The sequence below is a fragment of the Alteromonas sp. G4i13 genome (genome assembly GCF_054960505.1).
In genome coordinates, this window is the sequence record NZ_JBHNYX010000024.1 from 40,667 (window position 1) to 53,603 (window position 12,937).

7 protein-coding genes are annotated in these 12,937 nt (G+C 42.6%); 4 read left to right on the forward strand and 3 right to left on the reverse strand.

Features of this window, described 5'->3' with window-relative positions; genetic code table 11:
• Positions 1 to 123 precede the first annotated feature (123 nt).
• Positions 124 to 1,563 (reverse strand): signal recognition particle protein, encoded by a 1,440-nt coding sequence (ffh, locus tag ACFI6J_RS13015; RefSeq protein ID WP_171337574.1) that lies wholly within the window; start codon positions 1,561 to 1,563, stop codon positions 124 to 126.
• A gap of 298 nt (positions 1,564 to 1,861) precedes the next feature.
• On the opposite strand from ffh, the gene ACFI6J_RS13020 reads away from it, so the two are divergent.
• Positions 1,862 to 2,653 carry a cytochrome C assembly family protein gene (locus ACFI6J_RS13020; protein ID WP_171337573.1) on the forward strand — a complete coding sequence of 264 codons (792 nt, stop codon included), beginning with the start codon at positions 1,862 to 1,864 and terminating at the stop codon, positions 2,651 to 2,653.
• Between the two features lie 175 nt (positions 2,654 to 2,828).
• Positions 2,829 to 4,124, forward strand: coding sequence for an HlyC/CorC family transporter (locus tag ACFI6J_RS13025; RefSeq protein WP_014948817.1), 1,296 nt, complete (start codon positions 2,829 to 2,831; stop codon positions 4,122 to 4,124).
• 37 nt (positions 4,125 to 4,161) lie between these two features.
• Here ACFI6J_RS13025 and ACFI6J_RS13030 read toward each other — a convergent pair whose 3' ends face one another.
• A complete protein-coding gene (locus tag ACFI6J_RS13030) occupies positions 4,162 to 4,356 on the reverse strand; it encodes a hypothetical protein (RefSeq protein ID WP_014978722.1) in 195 nt (64 codons plus the stop codon).
• Between the two features lie 121 nt (positions 4,357 to 4,477).
• Positions 4,478 to 4,993 (reverse strand): phosphohistidine phosphatase SixA, encoded by a 516-nt coding sequence (gene sixA / locus ACFI6J_RS13035; RefSeq protein ID WP_014976012.1) that lies wholly within the window; start codon positions 4,991 to 4,993, stop codon positions 4,478 to 4,480.
• Between the two features lie 171 nt (positions 4,994 to 5,164).
• On the opposite strand from sixA, the gene ACFI6J_RS13040 reads away from it, so the two are divergent.
• Both ACFI6J_RS13040 and ACFI6J_RS13045 read left to right on the forward strand, forming a co-directional pair.
• The gene (locus ACFI6J_RS13040; protein ID WP_061485199.1) at positions 5,165 to 7,912 is read left to right on the forward strand and encodes an insulinase family protein; all 2,748 of its coding nucleotides are present in this window, start codon (positions 5,165 to 5,167) and stop codon (positions 7,910 to 7,912) included.
• A gap of 225 nt (positions 7,913 to 8,137) precedes the next feature.
• Positions 8,138 to 12,691: an EAL domain-containing protein gene (locus ACFI6J_RS13045; RefSeq protein ID WP_061485197.1), complete on the forward strand. Its 4,554-nt coding sequence runs from the start codon at positions 8,138 to 8,140 to the stop codon at positions 12,689 to 12,691.
• The last annotated feature ends 246 nt before the right edge of the window (positions 12,692 to 12,937 follow it).

Below are 12,937 nucleotides of genomic sequence, written 5' to 3' on the forward strand. Positions count from 1 at the left end.
CTCACGTCCTGTTCAACAAGCCAAACGATTGATGAGTGAAACTGGATGCAAAAAAAATAAAAAAACCTCAATGCATTGCTGCGATTGAGGTTTTTAAGCATTGTTAAGTAATGCGATAGTCTTTTAACGTGGTGGGAAGCCACCGCCTCCGCCAAACCCGCCAGGACCGCCGAATCCACCCGGGCCGCCTGGACCACCAGGGCCTCCAAAACCGCCACCCGGAGGCATCATGCCTTTCATCTGGCGCATCATCTTCTTCATGCCGCCGCCAGACATCTTTTTCATCATTTTCTGCATTTGCGTAAACTGTTTAAGCAAACGGTTTACGTCTTGAATTTGCGTACCTGAGCCTGCCGCAATACGGCGCTTACGCGACCCTTTAATCATATCTGGACGTGCGCGTTCAGCCGGGGTCATTGAATTAATGATGGCTTCCATTTGGTTGAACTGCTTGTCGTTTGCCTGATCTTTAATTTTGTCAGACATACCGCCCATGCCAGGAAGCTTATCAAGCATTCCCATCATGCCGCCCATGTTCTTCATTTGCTCAAGCTGATCTTTAAAGTCTTGCAGGTCGAAGCCTTTTCCTTTCTGTACCTTCTTGGCCAGCTTTTCCGCTTTCGACTTATCGACTTTACGCTCAACCTCTTCGATAAGGCTAAGTACGTCGCCCATGCCCAAGATACGAGACGCAATACGCTCAGGGTGGAAAGGCTCAAGTGCATCAACCTTTTCGCCCATACCGATAAACTTGATAGGTTTACCCGTGATGTGACGAACCGACAGTGCAGCACCACCTCGTGCATCACCATCTGCTTTGGTCAGTATTACACCGGTAAGCGGTAGCGCGTCGTTAAACGCCTTTGCCGTATTCGCAGCATCCTGACCGGTCATGGCATCAACCACGAACAGAGTTTCAATTGGCTTAACAGCAGCGTGAAGCTCTTTAATTTCGTCCATCATGTCACTGTCGACATGCAAACGACCTGCTGTATCCACTAGTAGTACATCGAAGAAATTCTTCTTCGCTTCAACAATGGCATCGTTAACGATATCAATGGGCTTTTGTAAAATCGTTGACGGGTGAAAAGCTACATTCACTTCACCGGCAAGGGTTTCAAGCTGCTTGATAGCGGCCGGACGATAAACGTCGGCACTCACTACCATCACTTTCTTTTTCTCGCGCTCAGTTAGGTATTTCGCAAGTTTACCTACAGACGTAGTTTTACCCGCACCTTGTAAGCCCGCCATAAGCACAACAGCCGGAGGTTGAGTTGCGAGGTTAAGCTTTTCGTTCGCCTCCCCCATCACCGACTCTAGTTCAGACTGAACGATTTTAATAAATACTTGGCCAGGCTTGAGGCTTTTGGTTACTTCGGTACCAACTGCACGCTCTTTTACCTGTGCAACAAACGCTTTTACTACGGGTAGCGCAACGTCGGCTTCAAGTAGCGCCATACGCACTTCGCGTAGCGTTTCTTTAATATTGTCTTCAGTAAGACGCCCTTTACCACTGACATTTCGTAATGTCTGGCCTAAGCGTTCTGATAAATTCTCAAACATAGTATGAAACTTCTTTTTATTTCAGACGTAATGCCCGCATTGTAACGTAAAAGCGAACGGTAACGTACCCACAATTGCGGTTAAATTTTTAAACTTTTGCGTCAAGGGTTGTCGAAATTTGATGTACGAATTTCGAAGTCGATATGGAGTAAAAATTGTCCTTCCATGATCCTATACCCACACTAAAAGTGGGTGTGAAACAAACAAAATCAAGGAGATGGTTGAATTTACTTGCAAGTTGCAGTATCAATACCGACTCAGTCGGTGAAGACGTCACCTACCTATTACAGGACGCATCATGAACACCCTTTTCGCCATTTCTGCTGCTTTACTCTACGCATTAGCTGCGGCAGTACTTATTGGCAAATTCGTACACCAAGACGGCCCGAATAAGCGATTGGGGCTAGCCATCGCTAGTGTTGGGGCAATTGCACATATCGCTTTTCTCACCAACGTTATTATTGTCGCGCCTGGGCAAGACATGAGTGTAACCAACGTACTTTCATTAGTGTCGTGGATAATCACAGTATCCATGCTTATATTTGCCCGCGCCATTCCTAATCTTATTTTACTTCCTGTTGTTTTCGGCTTTGCAAGTCTTACGGTACTCGCCTCACAGTTTATTCCCGTGTCGTACATCATGCACATAGAGCTGCAGCCGGGCTTAGTTATCCATATTAGTTTGTCATTGTTTGCTTACTGCACTTTGGTCATTGCATTCTTATACGCACTGCAAATGTCCTACATTACCTACCGGTTAAAGCAAAAAGGTGCTGCGCTACTACATTCATCACTACCGCCTTTAATGCTTGTAGAAAACATTTTGTTCAAGCTGTTGCTTGCGGGAACTTGTTTACTAACCGTCTCACTAATTAGCGGGTTTGTTTTCTTAGAAGATATGTTTAACAAAACTTACGCGCATAAAACGGTGCTATCAGCGGCCGCTCTCGTTGTTTTTCTCATTCTTTTAATAGGCCAGAAACTTCGGGGTTGGCGCGGGCGACAAGTTATTGTGATGACAGTCTTGGGTGTGACGCTACTGTCCCTTGCCTATTTTGGTAGCAAATTAGTTCGCGAATTTCTTCTTTAAAACTCCCTGTATTTATTGCTGAGCTCGCTGCCGAGCTTGCTTTTTAGGCGGCTCGGCGGCGCTTGTCACTTTTTGGTGTTATCTAGTTAATTAGGGGCATATCAACAATTTTCCCTTGAAACTCGCACCTCAAATCAATACATTTGAAGCCTAAGTTAAGACAGGAACCCATTAATTGGACGACATATCAACGAGTACGCTGTTTATCGCGCTCGGCGTACTCATATTACTATCTGCGTATTTCTCTAGTTCAGAAACTGGCATGATGTCGATTAATCGTTATCGACTCAAGCATTTGCAAGGAGAAGGCAACCGCTCAGCTATACGTGTTGCTAAACTTCTAGAACGACCTGATCGCCTTATCGGCCTTATTCTCATCGGAAACAACTTAGTTAATATTGCAGCATCCTCGCTTGCAACCATACTTTGTATTCGTTTATTCGGTGACTATTGGGGGCTGTTTGCTGCTACCTTTGGCTTAACGCTGGTCCTACTTATTTTTGCAGAAGTAACGCCGAAAACACTAGCTGCGCTGTATCCAGAAAAAGTGGCATTTCCGAGCTCCATTATTCTGCTTCCACTGCTTACCTTGCTGTACCCTTTTGTGGCAGCAATTAACGGTATCACAAACGGCATTCTAGCTTTGCTAAGAATTAGTCCTGCAAGTGGAAGTGACGACTCGTTAAGTCGAGAAGAGTTAAGAACCGTGGTTTTTGAAGCTGGTGCCATGATCCCTAAGCGACACCAAGATATGTTGGTGAGTATTTTGGACTTAGAAAGCGTAACGGCCGAAGATATCATGGTGCCACGTGCTGAAATTTTTGCTATCGACATTAACGACGATTGGAAGAAAATTCAAAAAGCGTTAACCCATGCTCAACATACCCGTGTTTTATTATACCGAGACAGTGTCGACGATGCGGTCGGCTTTGTGCATGTGCGTGACGCCCTGCGCCTTCTATCTAAAGACCAGTTCACTAAATCAAGCTTGCTTCGCGCAGTTCGTGAGATTTACTACACGCCTGAATCTACCCCGCTGCACACGCTGATGTATAAGTTTCAAGCCGAAAAAGAGCGCATTGCTCTGGTTGTTGATGAGTATGGCGACATTATGGGTCTAGTCACTCTTGAAGATATTCTTGAAGAGATTATCGGTGACTTTACCACCAGTATGGTTCCAGACCACAGTAAGGAAGCACACGTACAACAGGATGGTTCAGTATTGGTTGATGGTAGTGCCAACGTCCGGGAATTGAACAGAGAAATGGATTGGAACCTGCCTACGGAAGGCCCTAAAACCCTTAATGGTTTATTACTTGAGTATCTTGAAGATATTCCTGAGAACAAAGTAAGCGTGCGTTTGGCGGGTTATCCGTTAGAAATTGTAGACATTTCAGAAAGCATGATAAAAACCGTCAGAATCATGCCGGAATACTATGTTGCACCTAAAGAGTCGAATAACGACCACTAAACGTTTTGGTGGTTAACCTGCCTTTCGGCCTTATCAGCTAACCTTTTGATTCGTCAGCTAGACGCTGTGCTCTATTTGCCAGCGCTCTAGCTTTCGCAGCAGCGACCTTATCTGACAATTCAGATAATTTGGCAATAATATCCTGCGTCTCCTTATCTTCACGTAAATCAGCCTCCGCCATATGCGATTGCAATGAACGTTTAAGGAGCTCAGGAATAGATTTGCTGTCCATTTCCCAACCCTTCAATAGAATAAACTTTGACACTCTCAAAGAGTCTATCGACCATGTGGGAATATACTTAACGATTAATTGTTCAATTTCCGAAATTAATCGCTAAGAAGGAGCAAGGCGTTTACAGTCCTTGATAATGCGTTACCAGCGTGCCTTTGTGCTCTTTTAAAGAGTACTTGATAACAGCAATTGAGGCCGTAGAAAACAAACTTGTGGTGTAAGACTGGCACAGTTCATCAACGAGATAGCTAACTAGCGGCATGTGACTAACAACAAGAAGTTTTTTGATTGGTTTTTTGGAATTGACCGCGGCGTGAAGAAGTCCATCAATATAATCACTCACCAGTCTTGGCGAGCCTTCCGGAACAATATCTTCATTATTTTCAACTTTGTTCGCAATGATATCAAGCGATACCATATCATGGGTCTGTTTGGCTCGACGATAAGGGCTCACAAGCGCTAAGTCCACAATGCCTTTCTGGCAATATTGGTCTTTTAACCATAAAGCTGCTGTTTTGGCTTGCTCTCTACCTAATGGTGTAAGTTGCCTGCTTTTATCATCGAGTCTGGGCGCTTCTGCTTCACCGTGACGCATAATGAAAAGATAAATGTCGTCGTTGCTACTTTGACCTGACATAACATTGCGCATAGTATTAATGAAAGTATGCTAACGATATCAGAGAGCTGATACTACGCCTAGCGCTAAACCGCGAATAGTGAGAATTTTCGTACATTATTTAACGTTTTGTGAAGTTTCTCTTTATAGACGCTCCAGCAGTAAGGTGCTCTTGACCAAAAACGAGACAATGTGAACAACACCATAAATTTAGAAAACGCACATCACGTTACTTTACCTAATGGGTTGCGTGCCATGTTATGTCACACGCCAGAAGCGAGTGAATCTTTTGTTTCAATGGCGGTAAGAGCCGGACACTTTTATGACCCAAACGATTGCCAAGGGTTAGCCCATCTTCTTGAACACATGCTTTTTATGGGTAGCCGTCATTTGCCCAAACCCAATGCTATAAATGGATTCATTGAGCAACACGGCGGCACAATCAACGCGTGGACAGGTACCGAGTACACAAATTACCATTTTAATTGCAGCGGTGACGCTATTGCGCAAACATTGCCTGCATTTGCAGATATGCTTAGGCAACCCTTATTTGAAGAAGACGCACTAACCAACGAAATAAAGAACATTCATGCTGAATTTGAGTTTAAGAAAAAAGACGACCTTCGCCGCCTTTATCAAATTCATAAAGAGACATGTAATCCAGAACATCCTTTTGCAAAATTTTCTGTAGGCAATTGCGATACCTTTTCTCAACACGAATGTACAGAGCTTAAACGGCGCCTAAAGGCACTGCACCAATCGTATTACTGTGCGCTTAATATGCGCTTGTGCATAGCCAGTCCTATGCCAATACGTCAACTCGAGGCGTTAGTGAATCAGTGTTTTGGGACATTGCCAAGTGGACAGTTAGCCTCTGACGACTGGCCTTCGCTTTACACAGAAAATGAACTGGGCATTCAAATCAACATTCATCCGCTGCAATCTGCTAGACGTATGATAGTGACATTTGCCCTCCCCGCTTTACAGAACGACTACAAAACCAAACCGCTGAACTACATCAGCCATTTGATTGGTGACGAAGGTGAAGGAAGCCTACTTGCCTATTTAAAAGAAAAAGATTGGGCGTTAAACCTGATAGCGGGCTCTGGCATAGAAGGCGATAAATTTAAAGATTTTAATGTGAGCTTTCAGCTTACCCAGGAAGGCCTTAAACACAAAGCGCAGGTGTTAGAGGCACTATTTGGCTACATCGAATTAATTAGAGAAGCATCGACTGAAGAGTGGCGCTTTCACGAAAAGTCGCAGCTAAACGCGCTGGCTTTAGAGTACGAAGAAAATGTGAAGCCGCTTGGGATCATAACTGAGTATGCACAGCATCAATTTATATTCGAACCTGACGAATTAAATAGACTTCGCTCTACTATTGGTAGTTATGACAGAAGCATAATTGAGCATGCTCTGTCCTTTTTCACGCCCAAGAACCTTCGTTTAAAGGTTATATCAAAAGATGTTAAAACCACTCAGGTTTGCGCATTTTATGAGGCTGAATATAGCGTTGAAGACATCGACGATGCGCTAATACATTCACTTGAAAGCGCAAAGAAAATTCCAGAATTGTGTCTTCCCCCACCCAACCCTTATTTGGCGAGCGAATACACGCTTATCCTCCCTGAAACGGGGTTTAATGTTCCAAATAGGTTGGTAGATAATGGTGGCTATCGATTTTGGTTCGCTCAGGACCAACAATTCCATAGCCCCAAAGGCGATATTTATATCTCTTTCGACGCCGCTCAGTTTTCAGACTCTTTGACCTCTGTTGCGGCCAAGCGAATTTGGCTCGGCGCACTTAACGATCATCTCCAAGCTAAATACTACCGAGCTGAAATAGCAGGACTTCACTATCGGATTTATGGGCATCAAGCTGGATTTACCCTACACACCCGTGGTTTTACGAATCAGCAGACATTGTTAGCAAGTCAACTTCTTGACGCCGTTCTCGGTTTTATTCCTGACGAAAGAGCCTTTGAACATCACAAAGCACTTCAAATTCAAAACCTTCATAATTCACTGTTAAATAAGCCGACTAACCGTTTATTCTCTCGTTTAAGTGTTCTTATTCAACGCAACACGCAAGCGCCAGTTGAATTATTAGACGTGATAGAAAACATCTCTTATAACGAGATGCTAGGCTGTCGCAGTGCAGCTTTTGAGCATTATTTTGTAGAGGCATTTATGCATGGCAACTGGACAAGCGATGAAGCAAAGGCGTTTTCGACATCGCTTCATAGCCATTGTAAAAATGCAGGAGGAGGTCCCCTTTCTCGTGCCGTATCTAAGCTGCCTGTGGGCGGAACTCTTTATCACGAAGTGTTGTGTAATCACGATGACTCAGCGGTCGTACTTTATTTACAAGCGCCTTCTCCGAGCCTCACCGACACCGCATTGTGTATGGTTCTTGAACAGATGCTGGCAGCACCGTTCTTCAATTCGTTAAGAACAGAACAGCAATTGGGATACATAGTCGGTACAGGCTATGTACCACATAATCAACACCCCGGAATGGCATTTTACATACAAAGCCCGCAATGCAGTCCAAAGCAGTTGCTAGATGCAATGACCGCCTTTTTATTCCAGCAACTCAATGAAATAGAGTTCTATCGTTTTTATTGGCCGACTATCCAACAAAACCTTATTAAGCAGTTAGAAGAGAGAGACCTTACACTTTCGATGAAGTCACAGCGTTTATGGGTAAGTTTGGGTACGCAAGATTTAGAGTTTAATAGAAATGCAAAGCTTGCTGAAAGAATCAAAGGCTTGAGTTTCGAAGAGATTCAAGACTTCGCGCATCAACTCGCTAAACGAGAGCGCTGCGGGGAATTGGTGCTTTTCTCTCGAGGAAAATTTGAGAGTATTCCCACGCAAGAAAAACGAACGATTAACAGTATTTCTGAATTCAAAAAAGAAATTCCTTACTACTAAAGCTGCATTGTAGGCACGTGCCACGGTCGTTAAGATTTTAACCAATCTGCCGATACCCAGTGGTATTCGCAGACAAGGTTGGTTAATAAGTAAACCATCATTCTTGTTATTACTAAAAAGTCCTTGTAGAGGCTTAGTTAATTCGGCATATTTATTATTCTGGCTGTTAGGGATGCCGCCAGTAAAATAAAAAAATAATAAATGGCGTATGCCAAAGGTGTGTAGGTGCGCTCAACCCTAATTTATTCAATTTCTCTTCTTTTGTTGGCTTTGTCAGGAATTCTTTTTTCTTCTGCAAAGGCGATAGAGGTTTCTGATCTTCATTTTACAGAGCTAAATAAGCAGCATGGTCTATCGGATACCGCAGTATTAGACATTGTGGAAGATGACATGGGTTTCATTTGGCTTGCAACGTCAAACGGCCTTAACCGATACTCTGGTTATGATGTAAAACAATACCATCCCTCAGATGTAGACCCGAATTCGTTACCTTCAGGGTACATTCAATCCTTGTTTGTGGATTCGGAGGGGCAATTATGGGTAGGCACACACTCGGGACTAGCGCTTTATCAGCCTGAAACCGACAGTTTCAAAGTTTTCAATAAAGAAAACTCGGTAATAAAAACTGATTTAATAACAGCAATTACAGAGTCCAAAAATGGCGATATTCTCTTCGCGGATCGCAAATTCTTGTATAGATACTCCAAACAACGATCGCAAATAAGTGTTCTGACTCAGGTTTTCAATGAAGAAAGCTTCATTAAAGTTATCTTCGAAGAAGCCAATCGTATCTGGGTGGGCTCAAATAAGTTTGGCGCAAAACTTATAGATACAGAGACCTTAGAGGTTCATGACGTAAAAAAAGTGAATCCTTGGGGTGTTTCACTTGATATTCGAGCGCTCCATGACATATCAGTGATTAACGGCAACTATTGGTTGGCGACTAATAATGGACTTATAGTAATTGCGTCAAATGGGAAAATTCTAAAGAAAATTGAAAGTAAAGATTTAGGTGTTGAAGAAGAGGTAAATTCATTTTCAATATCGGTTGTTGATGACGATATTTGGATTGGTACTTTTATAGGGTTGTTTTTGCTTTCTGACGGCGCAGCAGTTCCAGTAACTGAAGCTTATAACCCTGAAGTTATACATTTAAACGCCGAAACGTACAACACAACAGGAATCCCACCAGAAATCATAATTAAGGTTATAGAAGATAGAACGGGTGTTGTTTGGGCTGCAACCTTTCATCGGGGAGCTTTTAAATATCACCCCGATTTTGCCAGTGTTCACTTCCAACCCGTGTTTAATTCGGAACGGCATACTGAAGACAATTATTCAACTATTTGGGGCTTCGCAGAAAACAGCTCAAACGAACTGTTTCTTGTTTCTCAGCAAAAAGGCGTGGGGAAAATTTCGAAAGAAACCGGTAATGTATCGTTTTTCAATTTGCCTCAAGATATAGATGTCAATAGCTCATTCTGGGACATTGAGATAGATAACAACAACAATATTTGGCTTGCTTCGTCGGTAGGATTGATTGTACTTGCAGAAACAGATAATGGACTAGTAACACTACGAAAATACTTCGAAGGTTCATTCATTGATCACATCTTTAAAAGTGAATCTGCAATATGGTTCCAACTTCCTAATGAAGATGTTCATTCAATAGATTTTGATGATGTGCCTAATGAGAGTGAGCCGGCAACTCCTCAAAAAAACCTTTCTCAAGAATACGGAAAAATGTTTGCTATCTATGCCGATGACAAAAAGAGGGTTTGGTTTAGAGCTGGAGAAAAACTAATTGTTTATTCAGTTGAAAAGCAGCAAATCACAAAGGTATTGGATTCAACCAATGGCATTAACTCTCTTGTATATGGAATTCACCAAACAAGTGATGGGCTTTGGCTAACTACTCGTTCCGACGGTGTCATCCAACTAGACGAAGAAAGCCTTGTTTTGGTCAAAAAACAAAAGCGAGATAACCAAAGTGGATTTATCACGTCTACAACATCTATAAACAACAATATTTGGTACTCTGACGCTAAGGGTGTCCACAAAGTGCTTCTTCCTTCACTCAGAGAAGCTGAGAGTATACCAAATCAGCAACTAGACTTTAACTCACTGGGTGAAGGCGCTGTAATTGCTACTAGAAACAACATTATTTACTTTGGTGGCAACAAAGGCTTTATAAGAATATCCAAAAACGCAAACTCTGATGCTGAAGGCATCCTACAAACCCTAGCTCCTCAGTTATATCAGATCAACATCTTTGGTTCAGTCGCTAAATCCAAAAGAAACTCAATGGAAGGAGATGATTCAACTCATTCGTTCTCTTCCAAGGAAATAATAACCTACGTAAGTCAGTTAACGCTTAAGCACGATGAAACCAGGTTCAGTATTTCATTCGGCTCAGTAAACCCTGTTTACCCTAATCAAGTTACTTACCGTTATAAGCTCTCTAATTTTGAAAATGATTGGATATATGTTGACGATGAAAGGTCTGCACAATTCAACAATATATCCTTTGGAAGCTACACTTTTTCAGTTCAAGCAAAAGAGCCCGGGAAATCATGGTCTGAAAGTAAAAACTTGCAGATAATTATTGAACGTCCTCCATGGCTCCATACCGTCGCTTTGGTATTTTATTGTTTAATAGCTTTCGCGATATTTGCGTTCATCGTTCGCCAATATCAAATAAGAAAAGCCAATCAGCTTGCCATCAAAGAGTCGGAAGAACGCCTTAAACTGACGCTATGGAGTTCAGGTGATGAGTTGTGGGACTGGGACGTATACAGAGGCCAAGTTTACCGTGCAAATACGTGGGGCACTCTTGATTTTCCTCAAGATGATATACGCACTACAGGCGCTTACGATGCAAACATACACCCTAACGACGTAAGCCGTGTTAAAACTGCTCTAAGAGACCATCTTGAAGGTAATAGCGACTTCTACGAGCTCGCATACCGCGCAAAGACATTTAAGAACCAGTGGATTTGGATACTTGACCGCGGAAAAGTGGTTGAAAGAGACCACAATTCTCAGCCGGTAAGAATGACTGGTACGCTTAAGAATATTCATCACTTAAAAGAAGCTGAAGAGCAGCTGAATCTATTTAAGCGTTCAATTGAGAATATTTCTGAAGGTGTATTCATAACTAATACCCAATTTAAATTCATAAGTGTAAACAATGCATATTGCGGTTACACCGGCGAAACCCGTGATCAAGCATTAGCAAGCTATATGCATTTCCATCTATATCCAGACGCGTTTACAGAAGAAATTAAGAAAACGCTAAAAGCGAAAGGTAACTGGTCAGGTGAAGTAGAAAGTGTGCGAGTGAACGGCGAGCGCTATGAAATGGAATTAAATATAGACGCCGTCCATGACGATGACGGAAAAATAAGCCATTTTGTAGGCGTATTTAGTGATATCACGTCACGAAAAAGTACTGAAAAAGAACTATTGAAACTAGCTAATACTGACCCGCTCACAGAGCTTCCGAATCGTTCGTTCTTCCAAGCTAGCCACCAGAACTTGGTGCGGAAAGGAGCACAACATACTCTGCTCTGTTTGGATATGGATAACTTTAAGAAAATAAACGATTCTTTAGGTCACCAAACGGGCGATATATTAATTAAACAAATAGCAAAGCGCTTACAGAGAATTACGGGTAAGAGTGCGACTTGCTATCGTTTAGGTGGTGATGAATTTAGCGTGTTAATGGAAGACAATGCCGATATCCACACGGTAACGCATTACGCACAGAACCTATTAGACACTTTATCTCGCCCCTTTATCATTAATAAGCAAGAGTTTGTATTGGGTGCCAGTATTGGTATCGCGTTCTTCCCTGACGACGGCACTTCTCCCCAAGAAATGCTGAAAAACGCCGACACAGCCATGTATTTCGCTAAAAACAATGGCGGTAACAGCTACCAGTTCTTTAGCGGAGAGATGAATCAAAACGCCGTTAGGCAACTGCAAATCGAAAACCTTATAAGACAAGGTATTAAAGATGACTTGTTTACGGTTTACTACCAGCCGAAAGTTGATATAGCCTCAGGTAAGCTAGTCAGCATGGAAGCTTTAGTGCGCTTTGAGCACCCCCAAAAGGGCATAGTAAGCCCTGGGCAATTTATCCCTCTGGCAGAACAAACGGGTCAAATTATAGAAATTGGTGAACAAGTGCTAAGAAAGGCTTGTGCAGATACCAAACGCTGGGTAAACCAAGGTTTGTTTAGTGGTCGTGTAGCCGTTAATATTTCTGCAAAGCAGTTCGAGCTACCTGACTTAGACGATAGAATAAACAAGATCTTAAGCGATATTGGTTTGTCACCACTACATTTAGAGTGCGAAATAACTGAAGGTACGCTAATGGAAAGCCCTGAAAACGGCCTTCAAATGATGACTCGCCTTCGCGAAAGAGGTATTCACCTAGCGCTAGACGATTTCGGTACAGGTTACTCGTCGCTAGCCTACTTAAAGCGTTTCCCACTAAACACACTAAAAATTGACAAAGCATTTATTGACGATATTGCAAAAAGTAATGTGGACCGTCATATGGCAGCTGCCATTATAAATATTGCCCACAATTTAGGCTTAAAAGTTGTAGCGGAGGGCGTTGAAGAAGAAGCACAGCTAGATATTTTACGTCGCTACGATTGTGAGATGTTGCAAGGCTTCTTGTACAGCCGACCATTAAATGCAGAGCGCTTCGAGAAGCTTCTCACCGAGAATCAAAAACTTCATACGCTGCTCGGCCACTCCAATTTTTAACCGCCCTTACCTTTTACTTCGCGTATAGGGCGTTTACTTTCCCCTCCTTGACGCCACTCATTGCAGCTTTAGGCAAAGTCATGCCTCTATTCAACCTTAGTTTATTAAACTCTAGTGCCATTAAAATGGCGCTTATGAACGTCGATAAATCCCCGCACCAAAAACAAACTATAACCCATTGAATATAAAGGAAATCTTAAAAAATATTATTTCTGGCACGCATTTAGCTAAGTATTAAGTACCGAT

Bases quoted from the DNA above. Each gene is read 5' to 3' on its own strand.
- ACFI6J_RS13020 (WP_171337573.1), top strand. From the start codon at position 1,862: ATGAACACCCTTTTCGCCATTTCTGCTGCTTTACTCTACGCATTAGCT.
- ffh (WP_171337574.1), bottom strand. From the start codon at position 1,563: ATGTTTGAGAATTTATCAGAACGCTTAGGCCAGACATTACGAAATGTC.
- sixA (WP_014976012.1), bottom strand. From the start codon at position 4,993: ATGTCAGGTCAAAGTAGCAACGACGACATTTATCTTTTCATTATGCGT.
- ACFI6J_RS13030 (WP_014978722.1), bottom strand. From the start codon at position 4,356: ATGGACAGCAAATCTATTCCTGAGCTCCTTAAACGTTCATTGCAATCG.